The organism is Lentzea sp. JNUCC 0626, assembly GCF_043632865.1.
In the GTDB taxonomy this organism is placed as follows: Bacteria; Actinomycetota; Actinomycetes; order Mycobacteriales; family Pseudonocardiaceae; genus Lentzea.
Window position 1 is genome coordinate 1392067 of record NZ_CP171635.1, and the last position, 14365, is coordinate 1406431.

Genomic DNA, 14365 nt, shown 5'->3' on the forward strand with positions numbered 1-14365 from the left:
GTTGCGTGACCGCATAGTGCAACTGGCTGTATCTGCGCTGCGAGAATCTTTGGAGCCAATGCCTGGCGGACTGATGGGGGAGGGCTGCGCTGTGCCCGCACGCTGTGACTCGCGTGGACCCGGCTGGGTCGGGGGTTCGCGATGACGAACCCGAACCCCTTGGTGGTCAAGCCCGACGCTGAGCCGGGCGGCCTCTTCAACGCGGGCACCGGCGACAACGGCTGGGCGACGGGCATCTCGATCGCCGAGTCCGCGATGGACACCTTCAACGGCATCAAGGACGGCAACTGGATCGAGGCCGGCCTGGGCATGGTCGGGCTGGTCGCGGACGCCGCCGCGATGGCCATCGACCCGTTCGGCACCCTGCTGTCCTCCGCCGCTTCGTTCCTGATGGAGCACGTGCAGCCGTTGAAGGACATGCTCGACTGGCTGGCGGGCGACCCGCCGGTGATCGAGTCGTACTCGGCGACCTGGGGCAAGGTCTCCGAGGAGCTGGGCAAGATCGCCCAGGACTACGTCGCCCAGGTGACGTCCGGCACGCAGGGCTGGACCGGCCCGGCGGCGGACGGTTACCGCGCGAACGCCAAGGTGCAGAGCGACGCGCTGACGGGTGCGGCCTCGGCGGCCGGCACCGTGGGCACCGTCGTGGGCATGATGGGCATGGTCGTGGCGTTCGTGCGCGAGATGGTGCGCGACCTGATCGCCGACCTCGTCGGCAAGCTCATCGCCTGGGTGCTCGAGGCGGTGTTCTCGCTGGGGTTCGGCACGCCGGTGATCGTCGCGCAGGCGGTGACCGCGATCTCCAAGTGGGCCGCCAAGATCACGAAGATCATCCAGGACCTGCTGAACACGATCAAGAAGGTCTCGCCGCTGCTCAAGCGCCTGGTCGAGGTCTTCGAGAAGATCATGAAGGCGGTGGGCAAGCTCGCCGGCAAGGTCACCGGCCTGGACGCCCTGAGCACGAAGAACATCAAGCCGGGCGGCTTCCTGCAGACGGGCCGCACCGACGTGGACCTGCCTTCCGGCAGCCCGGGCCGCGGCAACGGGGGCTCGTCGTCCGACCCGGACAGCCCGGACGCCCCGAACTCACCCAGCTCGAACTCGCCGGACTCAAGTTCGCCGGGCTCGAACTCGCCTGGCTCGAACTCTCCGGATTCGAACTCGCCGTCCGACCGCCCTCGCGACACGACCACGGCGTCGAACACCGCGACCCCGACGAGCGATCCCACCACCTCCCGCCCCGGCCGCGGCGACCCCGGCGACGCACCCACCTCCGCTCCCCGTCCCGGCCGCGATCCGGACGCCGACGCACCACGCAGCACGCCCGGCCCCGGCAACGACGCGCCACGCGGCAACACCCCCAGCCCCGGCAACGACGCCCCGCGCAGCAGCACGCCCAACACCCCCGGTTCGGGCGCCGATGCCCCGCGCGGCAACACCCCCGGCGCCGATGCTCCGCGTGGAAGCACGCCGACCAGCAGCATTCCTGGCGGCGATACCCCGCGCGGCACCGCGCCGTCGGCTGAACACCGTGGCGGAGCCCCGAACTCTCCAGGTAGCGGCTCACCCACCGGTGGCCCGGCCGCGCCGCCGCCCCGCGTCGACAACACGTCGGCGGCCACCGCCGCAGCCCCGGAAGCCCCGAGCCGCCCGGCAGATCCCCACACCGCGAACACAGGTCCGCAGGGCAACCCGCCCGTCACCCCCGCCGGCCAGCCCACCCCTGGCGGAGCGCCAGGTGGTGCGCCCGGCGCGCCTGGCGGTTCGCCGGCCGGTGGTGGTGCGGGCCCGAGGCCGGGCGGCGGAGGTGGCTGGACCGGAACCCCGGGCAGCCGCGGCGACCTGGGCTCCAGCACGCCGCTGAGCCGCGCGGCGGACAGCTCCCGGCCGTCGTCCTTCACCCCGTCGAACGCCGGTCCCGGCCACTCGGCCGGGCCGAACGCGGGCCCGTCGTCCCACGGCGGCCCGACGGGTGCCTCGTCCCATGGCGGCCCAGGTGGTCCCTCGCCCCATGGCGGCCCGACCGGCCCGTCGTCGCACGGTGGCCCGAGCGGTGGCTCGCCGCACGGCTCCGCTCCGTCCTCTGGTCAGCCCGGCTCTCCGGCGCCGAGGCCGCACACCGCTCCGGGCGGTCCGAACCAGCCCGGCCCGAGCCCCCGAGGCGCAGGCCCGGCTCATGCCGGCGGCCCGAGCCACACCGGTCCCGGTGGCACATCGCCGTCGCAGACCGGCCCCAGGCACGCCGGTCCCGGAGGCAACAACGCCGGTGGGAACGGCCCGTCCAACCACGCCCCGCCGCGCACCAACCAGCCCAACACGGGACCGCACCCCACCCAGCCGCACACCGGTCCCCAGCACGGCGGTCCGCAGCACAGCAATCCTCAGCAGCCCGGCCGTCCCCAGCAGAACGGCCCCCAGCACGCTGGCCCGTCCCACGCCGGTCCTTCGCACGCGGGTCCGTCGCATGCCGGACCTTCGAACACTGGCCCGTCGCACGCCGGTCCCTCGCAGTCAGGCCCTCCACGCGGCGGTCCCCAGCACTCGGGTCCCTCGCATGCAGGTCCGTCCCACGCAGGCCCCACGCACCCAGGCGGCCCCCACTCGCGCGGCGGCGACGCCCCCGCAGGTCCCGCCGCACCACCACGCCACCCGGACGCCCCCGGCACCCGGTCCCACGACGGCACCCAGCCGTCCCGCCACGACGCCGGCTCGCCCCGCACCCCGGAGAACGTCCCACCACCCAGGCACGACCCCGACGGCACGCCGGGACCGCACCACGACGCCGACCCCGGCTCACAGCCCGACGCGCACCACCCGGAAGCCGACCGGCCGAGCATCGACGACGCCCACACCCGCCACGGCGAGACGACGCCCGCCGGCATCTCGCACCACCGGGGTGACCCGGAGATGGGCGATCTGCCGCAGCGGGTGCCGCCGGACCCGCGCTACTTCACCGCCGACGTGCACGTCACGCCGGACGGCCGGGCTCGCATCGGCAACCACACCTACAGCCCCGAGGAGTACGGGGATCTGTTGCGGCGCAACGGGTGGGACGGCAAGACGCCGATCCGGTTGATCGGGTGCGACGCGGGGTCCAACGACTTCGCCAACCGGCTGTCGCGGCACACCGGCGCGGACGTGCTCGCGCCCACCAAGCCCGCCTGGACCGACAGCAGTGGCCGGGTTTACACGAGTGACGCCGAGATCGGGCCCGACGGCAACCGGCAGCCCAAGATCCCGCCGAACGGCGAGTGGGAGACCCACCGGCCCGACGGCACGCGGACCAAGGCGAGTGAGGACGGGTTCGTTCCGGGCACTCGGGACGGCGACAAGGCCGACCTCACGCCGGACGACGCGGTCGATCGGGGGCAGCGTCCGCGTGACCTGATCACCGACCCGCCGGAGGGGCGCAACCAGACGCCGCAGGCTTCGGTCGAGTGGGATCCGCCCACGCGGCCCGACGGCAGTCCGCTGCCCGAGGTGCCGGTGCAGGTGCCGCGGGACCGCAGTGTGTTCGACCTCAACGGTGGCGAGCCGTTGCAGCCGAACTCGCGCATGGTCGTCACCGATGCGGACGGCAACCCGCGCGGCACCTACTACACCGACGCGAACAGCAACGTCACGCACGTCGACCGGCAGGTGCCGAACACGCCGCTGGGCACCGGGATGAGCGGCGACCCGGACGCGTCACGGCTGCGGCCGGGCGTGACCTACCGGCTGGAGACCGGTGTCGGCGACCCGCACGTGCTGGTCGGCCGCGACTTCACGCCGTTCCCGGAGGTCGGTTCGTCGCGACCGGACGTGGACGCCCCCAACAGCAGCACCCCGAACACGCCGGACAGCCCGAACACGCCGGACGCCCCGAACGCGCCGGACGCGGACCCGCCGGGCACCCGTTCGCCTGACCGGTTCGAGGGCTTCGACAACGGCCAGACCCCGCCCGCCGTGCACTGGGACCCGCAGGGCGACCCCGACCTGGGTGGTCGCTACCACGACCAGCCGGCTGTCAACGGCTACGACGCCCGCCCGGAACCCGACGGCACCGGGCCGTTCAGCACGCGCAACCACGAGCCGCCGTTGCAGGCGCACTCGCGGTACGAGGTCAACGGCCCGGACGGCGAGTGGCACGGGACGTTCTACACCGACGCGGACGGGCGGATCTCGCACGTCCAGACGTGGTCGGGCAACCAGGCGAACGGCTTCAACCCCGAACTGGGCGACGACGTCACCTGGGGCAGGTGCCCGTTGCCGGACACGACGTACGCCGTGGGGCCGCGGCACGTGGACGGGCTCGACCCGCGCACGCCGATGCAGATGTACCGCACGGACGTGCACGGCGACACGATCGCGGCTTCCGGACGGCCGCACTACGCGCCCGATGGCGTCGACACCAAGTCGTACTACGAGGGGCGGCGCGGCGAGACCCCCGGCAAGATCGCCGAGGGTGTGCAGTCCGACGTCGGCCGCATCGCGGGTGGTGGCTCGGCCGGCAAGACCGACGGGAGCGCCGGTGAGTACGCCGCGGCCAACTACGACCCGGCGGACGTCAAGCAGTTCAAGTGGGCCGGTGGCCACATCATCGCCTACGAGATGGGCGGTCCCGGTGAGCGAATCAACCACGTCCCGCAGTGGGCGCACGAGAACAGCGGCTACAAGATCGACGGTCGCGGCCGCCCGGACACCTGGTACGGCATGGAGACCGACATCGGTAAGCTCGCCAGGCAGGACGGCACGTCGGTCGACCGCATCGACTTCTTCGCCGAGCGGACGACGCCGGACATCCACACACCGGACGTGCTGCACACCCGTGTGCAGGTGACGGACGCGACGGGACCGGGTACACACACGAGGAGCTTCCACAATGTCCCACCCGCAGCCCGGGGTCCCAAGTACAACCCCGCCCCCGACCCCTCCTAGCCGGCGCGAGGAACTGCTGCAGGGCGTCGGAAGCGTCCTGGCGACGGTGCTGCCGGACGGGTGGTACCGGGCGGATCTGCGGTTCTTCGACGCGTCGGTGGTCAGCGACACGAAGCTGGCCGTGCTGATGCGCGACGGCAGCAGGCCGTACGTGGACGCGCCGACGTCGGTCGTCGAGGCGGCGCGGGAGCTGCGCGGACTGTCCTACCAGGACGGTGCGGGCACCTGGTTCTCGTTCCGCTACCTGCTTGATCCGCCGACCCGCTACACGGTGGTGTTCAACTACGACTTCGATCCGATGTGGAGCCCGGAGATCCCCGCCGAGGTGTGGCGGACGGACCTGGAGGTCTACCCGCGCGACGAGGCGCACACGCCGGAGTGGCTGCGGTCGAAGCTCGTCGAGGGGGAGTCGTGACGCTGAACCCGGTGCAGCAGGACGAACTGCTGCAGAAGATCACCGAACGCCTCGTGTACCTGCTTCCCCTGGGCTGGCACCACGTCCAGCTCGACTACCGGGCGCTGGGCGACCACGTGTCCGCGGGCGTCCTGCTGCGGATGGCCGACGGCGGCGTGTCGGGGTGGCCGTTGCCCGCCGAGGTGATCGACATGATCACCGAGCTGAGGGCCGGCACGGCCCGTCCGGAACGTGGCGCCTGGGTGCAGGCGACCTACTGGTTGACGTACCCGGACAACTACCAGGTCGAGTACAACCGGGACAAGGACCCGGGTTTCGCGACCCCGCCGCCGCCCGAGCAGTACCGGCGGGAGCTGGAACGCTTCCCGCGCCAGGAGGAGCACGTCCCGGACTGGCTGCGCGACACCGCCGCCCAGGCCTGACCAAGACGGGAAACTCGGTCCGGCCCGCGTCAGAACGGCCAGGCGCGCAGTGAGGCGTCCGCCAACTCCTGGAGTTCCTCGGCGCTGACGCCGCTCGCCGCCTGCACGGCGATGCCCGCCTGCAGGGTGTGGACGTAGCGGGCGAGCAACGCCGGGTTCGCGTCCGGCGGCAGGTCGCCCTCGTCGACGGCGCGCTGGAACCGGTCGCGGATGCGTTCGTGGCCCTTGTTGCGCCAGTCGACCAGCAGCGCGCGGATCTCGCGCCCGGCCTCGCCGGTGGCCAGGGCTGCTTGCACGCCAAGGCATCCGTGCGGCTGCTCGGGGCACGTGGTGGTGCGGATGGAGCCGGCGAGCAGGGCGGTGGCGACGCGCAGCGCGGTCGGCTCGGCCAGGGCGGCCACGACGTACGCGCTGGGGCCTTCGTCGTAGCGCTGCAGGGCTTTGCGGAACAGCTGCTCCTTGTTGCCGAGGGTCGCGTACATGCTGGCCGTCGAGATGCCCATCGCCTCGGTCAGGTTGGCCAGGCTCGCGCCTTCGTAGCCCTGTTCCCAGAAGACGAGCAGGGCGCGGTCGAGCGCCTCGTCGACGTCGAACGCCCGCGGGCGCCCGGTCGCCCTTCGTCGTGTCTCCACGAGGTGAGTCTACCTGTTCTGGATCGATCGATGCAGAACGTGCTACGGTCGGATTCTGAAACGATCGATGCAGAACTGCGCCGGATCCGCACGAGGAGAGGACGTCGTTGTCCGACAACGAGTTGCGCGAGTTCTACCTGCGCTACCTCAGCGACCTGAACGCCCACCGGTTCGATCGGATGGACCGGTTCATCAGCGACCGGACCACGTTGAACGGTGAGCCCGCCACCCGCGACGACCTGCTCGCGGTGCAGAGAGCCGACGTGGACGCGGTTCCCGACCTCCGCTGGGAGCTCGAGGAACTGCTCTTCGACGGAGACCGCCTGGCCGCGCGCCTGGTCAACACCGGCACTCCGATGAAGGAGTGGCTGGGCGTCGAGCCCACCGGCGCGTCGTTCGCCATCACCGAGTACGCCATCTACCAGGTGCGGGACGGACGGTTCGTGCACATGACCGCCCTGCACGACGCCGGCGAGCTTCGCCGGCAGCTGACCCGCTGACCTTCTCGAGAGGAAACCCATGACCATCACGCTGATCACCGGAGCCAACAAGGGCATCGGCTACGCGACCGCACAACGGTTGCTGGAACTCGGGCACACCGTCTACATCGGAGCGCGCGACGTCGAACGGGGCGAGAAGGCGGCGGCCGACCTCGGTGCCCGGTTCGTGCAGCTCGACGTGACCGACGACGCCTCGGTGAGCACCGCGCTGGCGAAGATCGGTGCGGAGGAAGGACATCTCGACGTTCTCGTGAACAACGCGGGCGTGCTCGCCAACGAATCCCTTGACGGCTCAGCGGCTTTGCGGGCCTTCGACGTCAACGCCGTCGGCGTCGTCCGGGTGACGGAGGCCGCCCTGCCGCTGCTGCGCAAGTCCGCGAACCCGACCGTGGTCACGGTGTCGAGCAGCATGGGGTCGTTCTGGGTGGTGACCAACCCCGAGCGGCCCGAGTACCAGATGCACCTCGCCCTGTACGCCGCGTCCAAGGCGGCGGCGACCATGCTGACCGTCCAGTACGCCAAGGCTCACCCCGGCATCAAGTTCAACGCGCTCGAGCCGGGCACGACCGCCACCGACATGACGGCGGCCTTCGGGATCGGACGGCCGGTCGAGCAGAGCGCGGAGGTGGTGGTCCGGCTGGCGACGCTCGCCGAGGACGGCCCCACGGGGACGTTGCAGGACGAGAACGGCGTCCTGGCCTGGTGAGTGGTCGTGCGTCGACCGCTGCTCTTTCCTGCGACAACCCCGCTCACACCGCAAGTGCGAGCGGGGTCCTGGGGCCGCGGTCAGTTCAGCTTGCGGGTGTCGGCGGGAAGGCCGCCGCCCGCGTAGACGTCCTCGGCGAGCTTCGCCAACGCGGTGAGCGCGACGTTCTGGCTCCACGGCCCGTAGGACACGCGCGAGACGCCGAGTTCCTGCGCGGTGGCCAGGGGGATCGAGCCGGGAATGCCGATCAGGTTGACCTTGCGTTCGCCCAGCGCCTCGACGAGCCGTTCGACCTGGGTGGTGTCGAGCTTGCCCGGCACGAAGAAGTTCGACGCCCCGGCGTCGAGGTAGGCGCGGCCGCGGGTGATCGCCTCCGCCAGCACCTCCTCGGGGTCGCGGTCGCCTGCTCGGACGAACGCGTCGGTGCGCGCGTTGAGCACGAAGTCGACACCGGCGGCCTGCGCGGCGGCGACCGCGGCCTCGACTGCCCGTACGGACTCGTCGAGCGGCTTCATCTGGTCTTCGAGGTTGGCGCCCGCCGCGCCGGCGTCGATGGCCCTCGCGATGGTGCCGCCCGGATCGCCGTAGCCCGCCTCGAGGTCCGCGGTCACCGGCAGGTCGCCGGCCACGCGCACGATCAGGGCGACCTCGGCGATCATCTCGTCGCGGGGGATCTTCTCGCCGTCCGGGTAGCCGCGCGAGGCCGCGATGCCGTGGCTCGGCGTGGCGAGCGCCTGCGTGCCGGGCGTCTCGGCGACGACCTTCGCGGTGATGGCGTCCCACACGTTGACGACGAGCAGCAACTCCGGTGCCGCGTGCAGGGCCTGGAGCCGCTTTGCCTTGTCAGCAGTGGAGGTCATGCCAGCCTTCCGGTCGGCAGGGTCGATGTCCTGCATGGACCACACTCTTCCAGCACTCGTTGCCCCGTGCCCGAGGCGCCGGTCAGGGCGTGAAGGTCGGTTCCGCCGCCTCCAGTCGAGGCACGGCCACCCCCAGTCGTCTGGCCTCGGCCAGGGTGTCGCGGCAGACCTCCCGCGGCTCGGCGGTGGTGGGGTCGGAGTGCGCCTCCAAACTCAGGCGGGCCAGCGCGAAGTGGGTGACGAGCCACGAGAACGCGGGTGCCATCAGCCACGCGGGCAGCCGGTACCGCAGCACGGAAGCCCGGTGCCGGCGCAGGTCCACGCCGCGGGCCTCGACCAGCGGCAGGAGTTCGCGTCCGGCGAGCAACGCCTCGCGGAAGGCCGCCGGCTTCCCGACCAGGTCGGACAGCGATCCCAGCCGCAGTCCCTGGATGAACATGCCCGCGTCGGACACGAAGTGGATCAACAGCCAGCCGGGCAGATCGGGGTGTTCGCGCAGCTTGAAGCCCGCCTCGCGGAACACCTGGCGCACGGCCCGTTCACGCTCGTTCGGAGGAGGGCCCGCCGTCCCGAAGTACACGGCCGGCAAGATCGCGCCGCGGAGCACGCCGTTGTCGCCGAAACCGCCGCCCGCCTGGGGAAAGCCCCACGCGACCCGGTCGAGGGGGAGGGGAGCGACGGCCACCGACGGGTCCTCCCAGACGTTGCCGAAGACGAGCACCGTGGCCTTGCCCAGGCGCGGGGCGAGGAAGGCCGCCGCCTCTGCCAGGCGGTGGTGGGACACGCTCACCACGATCAGGTCGAAGTCGTGGTCGGCGGGCAGTTCCTCGCGCAGCCGCACGGGCCACCGTTCGACCACGCGCTTGCCCGGCAGCCGCCGCCGGGCGTCGATCAGGTCGAGGTCCACCGCGTCCCCGTAGGCCGCCGCGCGGCCCGGCCGGACGTAGAACTCGACGTCGTGTCCTGCTTGGTGCAAGGTCCAGCCGTACACCGTTGCGATCACGCCGCGGCCGAACAGGAGGATCTTCACCGGCACCTCGTGGGGTACGATCTAACTGGAGGTCATCTCCACTTCGACGATATGGAGATGACCTCCACTTGTCAACGGAGGTGTCGCGTGAACGCCGTCAAACCGCTGCGGGCCGATGCTCGACGCAAGCGGGACGCGCTGCTGGTCAAGGCGCGAGAGATGTTCGACGCCGGAACGTTCTTCGACCTGCGCTTCGACGACTTCGCGGGCCTCGCCGGGGTGGGCGTCGGGACGCTGTACCGGCACTTCCCCACGCGGGAGGCGCTGGCCGAGGCGGTCTACCACGAGGAGGTGGCCGCCCTGTGCGGTCGCGTCCGGCAACTCCAGGACACGCTGCCCGCCGCCGACGCCCTGGCCTCGTTCCTGCGCGGTTACGTCGACTACCTGGACGTCCACCGCGGTCTCGCGCGGACGCTCGCCACGCTGATGGCGACGCGCTCGAGCACGCTGGCCGAAGGCAGTCAGGCGCTGGAGCGGGCGGTCCTCGGCCTGGTGGACGCCGCCGTGCGGGACGGCGGCATCCGCCAGGACGTGGACGGTGGTGCCGTGATGATGGCGATGCACGGCATCGGCGCGGCGCACGACCGCGAGAACTGGCGGGCCGAAGCGGACGGCCTCGTCACGCTGGTGCTCGACGGCCTGAACGGCGCTCAGCCGTGACCGCTCCGCACTGAAATCACCGATCAGGAGTCGCGTGAGAAAGTCCCGACCTCGAATTCAGCGGAGTCGGGAGCAATGTTCGCCTTGAGCGTGATGGTGACGTGGGTGATTCCACCCGGAGGGCCCTGCTTGCCGGGGTAGCCCGAAATGCGCCCGTTGTCGACGGTTCGGCTGTCGGTCCCGGCCCACCCGTTCGCCGTGTAGAAGTAGAAATACGCGGTGGTCGACCCGGCGTTCTTGTCGTCGAACAGTCGGATGTTGAGGTTGGCCGACCGGTTCGACCAGTTCACGACCCCGGAGATGCAGCCGCTTCGACCGTTGCACGTCTCTGGAATCGGGTCGGACGGGTAGGCGGCCGCGGTAGCGCTGGTCGCCGCGGTCGACAAGGCGATTCCGATGGTGCCGAGCAATGCGAAAAAGCGGGCATGACGACGCTTCATTAAACTCCCCCTGAAATATCTGACTCCCCCTGAAACAAATCCCTCTTCACCCTGGCATGGTCGCCGAATAGCGGTACCGCTGATTGAGTGACTACCGCATCACGGTGCGGAGGGCCTCGACTGCTCGGGTGAGCGCGGCGCTCATCGTCGCCAGATCGGCGTCCTTGCGCCAGGAGGTCAGCACCGTCACGGCGTACGTGCCGCCGAGCTCGACCAGCCCGGTGCTGTTGAGCACCCGGCGCTCGCCCGAACTGCCCCAGCCCTGCTTGATCGCCCACGTCGCGCCCGGAAGGCCGCCGGGGATGCCGAAGTGCTGGTCGACCCCGTCCGCCGCGACCCGCGGTGCCTCGGCCATCGCCGACGTCAGCAGCGCGCGGTCCTCGGGGTCGAGCGTGCCCGCGATGTGGCGGTAGACGAGGGAGACGTCGGAGGCCGACATCGTCGTGCTGCCCCACTGTCCCGGGACCGCCGGCGGCCGGGTGTGGCGCAGGCCGAGCGCCTTGACCTGGCGCGCGACGATCTCGGACCCTCCGCCCTGCTGCCACAGGCGGCTCGCCACGCCGTCGTCGCTGCGCGTCAGCATGGCGGTGACGTCGTTCTCCACCTCGTCGGAGTTCGCGGAGGTGCGGTGCAGGAGGTCCAACGCGATCAGCAGCTTCACCACGGAGGCCGTCGGCTGGGCGAGATCGCCCTTCCAGGACAACGTCGTCGCACAGGTCTTCAGGTCGACGATCTCCATCGACAGCAAGGGATCGTGCCCCGCGCTCAGCAACGCCTGCCGTGCCTTCTGCACGGCGGGCACCTCACCTGAGGCCGGGGTGAACTCGGTGCACCGCGTGCGCCAGTCGTCCGAGCCGGTTCGCACGACGACCACGACGAGGACCGCGAGCAACGCGGCCACGAGCCCCGTCGGCACGACCCACCGGCGCCGCCGCCGTCGTGGCGGACTCCAGGCGACCGGGCGGGGAAGCAGTTTTTGGGTAGGCGAATCCGCATCACCGTGCATTGGCTGTGGTCCAATCCGAACGAAGGCAGCAGAAAGCCGCACAGCAGAGCCGAAAAGCGAGCCGTGTGAACGAGAAATCAGGCGCGGTTGCCCGCGAGGTGTTCTAGGTCGTGTCCTGCAAGTTTGTTAGGTGACAGGCGCGGGCGAGCGACCCGGAGGCAGTGCCGCCGCCCTGCCCTCATACCGGGCGTATTCGGGCATGGCGGCGGTGCTGTCTCCGGGTCCCTCGGCCGCTACTGTCGCCCGACGAACTTGCAGGACACGGCCTAGCCGCGTGGAGCCGAGCGTGCGCGCGATGCCCGCAGGTAGCCCATCACCAGCGACTCCAGGTCGGGTTCCGCGGCCGTCCAGCCCTGCGGCGCGGGCCGGGAGTCCTTCAGCAGCAACGTGGCCTGGCGCTGGGTGCGGGTCGCGCTGACGAGCGTTCCCTCCACAGCGGACTCGTCGGCGGCCGGACCGACCAGAATCCGGTGCCGTGCCAGGACTTCGTCGATGTCGCCGTCGACCTGGACCCGGCCCTCGTCGACCAGGAGGAGGTGGTCGCACACCTCGCGCAGGTCCGCGAGCAGGTGCGAGGACATGACCACGGTGGTGCCCCGGTCCGCGACCTCCGCCATGATGATCCGCAGCGTCTCGTCGCGGGCCAGGGGATCGAGGTCGGACAGCGGTTCGTCGAGCAGGAGCAGCCGGGGCAGCCGGCCCAGCGCCAGCGCGACGGCCACCTGCGTCCGGGTGCCGGCGGACAGGGTGCGGATCTTCGCGTCCTGGTCGACGCCCGCCTGGAGGCCGAGCACCTCCTGGACGCGGTCGGCGGACCAGCGGTCGTTCATGCCCGCCGCGACGCGCACCATCTCGCGCACGGTGAGGTGGCCGTAGAGCGGCCGGTCCTGGCCCAGGAACGAGACGTCCGGGTGGGTGCCGCCGCGCACCGGCGTGCCGAAGACTCGCAGTTCCCCGGTGGTCGGGCGGACGAGGCCCGCAGCCAGGCGCAGCAGGGTGCTCTTGCCCGCGCCGTTCGGTCCGACCAGGGCGATGACCTTGCCCTCGGGAACGGAGAAGGTGCAGTCGCGGACCGCCCACCTGCTGCGGTACCGCTTGCCGACGGCGGTGGCGCTCAACGGGATCATGATCGTTCCTCGACGGGGTAGTGCTCTTCGCGGACCGCGGAGTACAGGGCGTCGACGTCCTCGACGACCAGGCCGCCCTCCCGCGCGAGACTCATCCAGCGCGCGAGTTCCTTGCGCAGCGGCGCGTCGTCGCCCGCGGTCGCCGCAGAGGCCAGTGACTTGGTCACGAAGGTGCCCAGGCCACGCCGGCCCTCCACGAGTCCCTCGCGTTCGAGTTCGCGGTACGCCTTGAGCACGGTGTTGGGGTTGACGGCGGTGGCGTCCACCACCTCGCGCGCTGAGGGCAGCCGGTCGCCGGGGGCCAGCAGTCCCAGTCGCATGGCCTGCTCGACCTGGTGGACGATCTGCATGTACGTGGAGACCCCGGAGTGCCGGTCGATCCGGAACTCGATCACGTCGATCAGCATAGGTGCTCTCCCGCTCCAGGGCGTCCACCACGCACTCAGCTCTGCCTGCGCAGCGCCCAGACCGTTCCCGCCAGCAGCACCACCGCGAATCCTCCGAAGATCGCCGCGTCGTACAGGTGCGCCACCCAGGCACTGCTCTCCGGCAGCACGAGCGAGTACCGGTTCGCAAGACCGGACTCCCGCATGCACGCCAGGAACTCCTCCTGCCCCTGCGACGCTCCCGGCGTCGCCGCCCGGCACGCGTCGGACACGGTCACGGACCTGTCCCACGGCACCTCCAGCCCGGCGGCGTCGAGCCAGCCCTTGCCGACCGGCAGGGCACCGTCGCGCAGGTCCACCGTCAAGCCGTCCGCAGCGACCCGCCGCTCGGGCGACACGAACCGGTTCAGCTGCCCCTCCAGGGCGAGACGCGCGACGACGAACACCCCGAACGCGGTTGTCATCGCCACGAGGGTGCGGCGGGACACCACGCCCACGAAGGCGCCGACGGCGAACGCGAAGAGCGTGTAGGCGACCGGCGAGACGTGCTCGATCGCGAAGTTGACGGGATGCCACGCACCGTTGATCTGCGGCCCCAGCGTGCCTGCCGCGTCGAGCCACCACCAGACCAGGTACTGCAACGCCGCCACCACGACCAGCGCCGGCACCAACGCGACGACCAGCTTGCTGAGCATCCACCGGGTGCGGCTCACCGACTGGGTGAAGGCCAGGACGTGTGTGCCGTGCTCCAGTTCCTGGGCGAACAGCGGAGCCCCGACGAACACGCCGATCACGATCGGCAGCACGAGGATCAGGATGCGTGCGAGCTGGAACAGATTGCTCCAGTCGTCCAGGAACTCGTTCTGCGCGGCCGACGCGCACGCACGACCGCCGCGCTCCACGCACTCCGTCAGCCCGGAGGACGTGATCTGGTCGACCATGGTCGAGCGCAGCAGCACCAGCACACCCGTGCCGACGACCACCACCCCGAGCAGGGTGAGCAGCTGTACCCGCTGCAACCGGAACGATGCCCACATCATGCCGCTGTCTCCTGTGCCGCCGCCGCACGCATGTGGTGCAGAACCAGTTCTCCGAGCGGGGTGCCGTTCGTGCTGAGCCGGTCGACGTCCCCGGCCAGCAGAATCTGTCCTTTGTGGAGCAGCACGAGGTGGTCGCACACACCTTCCAGCTCTGCCAGCACGTGCGAGGACAGCACCACGGTAATGCCCTGCGACCGCGCCTCGGTCATCAACGCGCCCAACAC

14 protein-coding genes are annotated in these 14365 nt (G+C 71.0%); 6 read left to right on the top strand and 8 right to left on the bottom strand.

Annotation, left to right across the window (positions count from 1 at the left end; genetic code table 11):
• Positions 1 to 141 precede the first annotated feature (141 nt).
• Genes JNUCC0626_RS06375 through JNUCC0626_RS06385 form a run of 3 tightly spaced genes read left to right on the top strand, consistent with a single transcriptional unit; the run spans position 142 to position 5754 of the window.
• Positions 142 to 4917 carry a hypothetical protein gene (locus JNUCC0626_RS06375; protein ID WP_394618726.1) on the top strand — a complete coding sequence of 1592 codons (4776 nt, stop codon included), beginning with the start codon at positions 142 to 144 and terminating at the stop codon, positions 4915 to 4917.
• Between the two features lie 46 nt (positions 4918 to 4963).
• Positions 4964 to 5332: a hypothetical protein gene (locus JNUCC0626_RS06380; protein WP_394618727.1), complete on the top strand. Its 369-nt coding sequence runs from the start codon at positions 4964 to 4966 to the stop codon at positions 5330 to 5332.
• Positions 5329 to 5754 carry a hypothetical protein gene (locus JNUCC0626_RS06385; RefSeq protein WP_394618728.1) on the top strand — a complete coding sequence of 142 codons (426 nt, stop codon included), beginning with the start codon at positions 5329 to 5331 and terminating at the stop codon, positions 5752 to 5754. Before JNUCC0626_RS06380 ends, JNUCC0626_RS06385 begins: the two co-directional genes overlap by 4 nt.
• Positions 5755 to 5783: 29 nt before the next feature.
• Here JNUCC0626_RS06385 and JNUCC0626_RS06390 read toward each other — a convergent pair whose 3' ends face one another.
• Positions 5784 to 6386: a TetR/AcrR family transcriptional regulator gene (locus tag JNUCC0626_RS06390; RefSeq protein WP_394618729.1), complete on the bottom strand. Its 603-nt coding sequence runs from the start codon at positions 6384 to 6386 to the stop codon at positions 5784 to 5786.
• Positions 6387 to 6493: 107 nt separating this feature from the next.
• On the opposite strand from JNUCC0626_RS06390, the gene JNUCC0626_RS06395 reads away from it, so the two are divergent.
• Positions 6494 to 6886, top strand: coding sequence for an ester cyclase (locus tag JNUCC0626_RS06395; protein ID WP_394618730.1), 393 nt, complete (start codon positions 6494 to 6496; stop codon positions 6884 to 6886).
• A gap of 19 nt (positions 6887 to 6905) precedes the next feature.
• On the top strand, positions 6906 to 7592 hold the full coding sequence (locus JNUCC0626_RS06400; RefSeq protein ID WP_394618731.1) for an SDR family NAD(P)-dependent oxidoreductase: 687 nt from the start codon (positions 6906 to 6908) through the stop codon (positions 7590 to 7592).
• An 80-nt stretch (positions 7593 to 7672) separates the two neighbouring features.
• On the opposite strand, the gene JNUCC0626_RS06405 is transcribed toward JNUCC0626_RS06400, so the two are convergent.
• A complete protein-coding gene (locus JNUCC0626_RS06405) occupies positions 7673 to 8452 on the bottom strand; it encodes an isocitrate lyase/PEP mutase family protein (RefSeq protein WP_394618732.1) in 780 nt (259 codons plus the stop codon).
• An 82-nt stretch (positions 8453 to 8534) separates the two neighbouring features.
• Entirely contained in the window at positions 8535 to 9482 is a 948-nt protein-coding gene (locus JNUCC0626_RS06410) for a ketopantoate reductase family protein (RefSeq protein ID WP_394618733.1), read from the bottom strand.
• 87 nt (positions 9483 to 9569) lie between these two features.
• Between JNUCC0626_RS06410 and JNUCC0626_RS06415 the strand changes: the two genes are divergently transcribed.
• A complete protein-coding gene (locus tag JNUCC0626_RS06415) occupies positions 9570 to 10142 on the top strand; it encodes a TetR/AcrR family transcriptional regulator (protein WP_394618734.1) in 573 nt (190 codons plus the stop codon).
• Between the two features lie 23 nt (positions 10143 to 10165).
• Here JNUCC0626_RS06415 and JNUCC0626_RS06420 read toward each other — a convergent pair whose 3' ends face one another.
• The 5 genes from JNUCC0626_RS06420 to JNUCC0626_RS06440 all read right to left on the bottom strand — a co-directional run bounded on the left by JNUCC0626_RS06420 (position 10166) and on the right by JNUCC0626_RS06440 (position 14141).
• Complete coding sequence (locus JNUCC0626_RS06420) at positions 10166 to 10582, bottom strand: hypothetical protein (protein WP_394618735.1); 417 nt, start codon at positions 10580 to 10582, stop codon at positions 10166 to 10168.
• A gap of 91 nt (positions 10583 to 10673) precedes the next feature.
• Entirely contained in the window at positions 10674 to 11498 is an 825-nt protein-coding gene (locus JNUCC0626_RS06425; RefSeq protein WP_394618736.1) for a serine hydrolase, read from the bottom strand.
• A 356-nt stretch (positions 11499 to 11854) separates the two neighbouring features.
• Entirely contained in the window at positions 11855 to 12715 is an 861-nt protein-coding gene (locus JNUCC0626_RS06430; protein WP_394618737.1) for an ATP-binding cassette domain-containing protein, read from the bottom strand.
• Complete coding sequence (locus JNUCC0626_RS06435) at positions 12712 to 13110, bottom strand: GntR family transcriptional regulator (protein ID WP_394621977.1); 399 nt, start codon at positions 13108 to 13110, stop codon at positions 12712 to 12714. The genes JNUCC0626_RS06430 and JNUCC0626_RS06435 overlap by 4 nt, the downstream gene beginning before the upstream one ends.
• Before the next feature lie 47 nt (positions 13111 to 13157).
• Entirely contained in the window at positions 13158 to 14141 is a 984-nt protein-coding gene (locus tag JNUCC0626_RS06440; RefSeq protein WP_394618738.1) for an ABC transporter permease subunit, read from the bottom strand.
• Between the last annotated feature and the right edge of the window lie 224 nt (positions 14142 to 14365).

Bases quoted from the DNA above. Each gene is read 5' to 3' on its own strand.
- JNUCC0626_RS06405 (WP_394618732.1), bottom strand. From the start codon at position 8,452: ATGACCTCCACTGCTGACAAGGCAAAGCGGCTCCAGGCCCTGCACGCG.
- JNUCC0626_RS06375 (WP_394618726.1), top strand. From the start codon at position 142: ATGACGAACCCGAACCCCTTGGTGGTCAAGCCCGACGCTGAGCCGGGC.
- JNUCC0626_RS06420 (WP_394618735.1), bottom strand. From the start codon at position 10,582: ATGAAGCGTCGTCATGCCCGCTTTTTCGCATTGCTCGGCACCATCGGA.
- JNUCC0626_RS06430 (WP_394618737.1), bottom strand. From the start codon at position 12,715: ATGATCCCGTTGAGCGCCACCGCCGTCGGCAAGCGGTACCGCAGCAGG.
- JNUCC0626_RS06400 (WP_394618731.1), top strand. From the start codon at position 6,906: ATGACCATCACGCTGATCACCGGAGCCAACAAGGGCATCGGCTACGCG.
- JNUCC0626_RS06440 (WP_394618738.1), bottom strand. From the start codon at position 14,141: ATGATGTGGGCATCGTTCCGGTTGCAGCGGGTACAGCTGCTCACCCTG.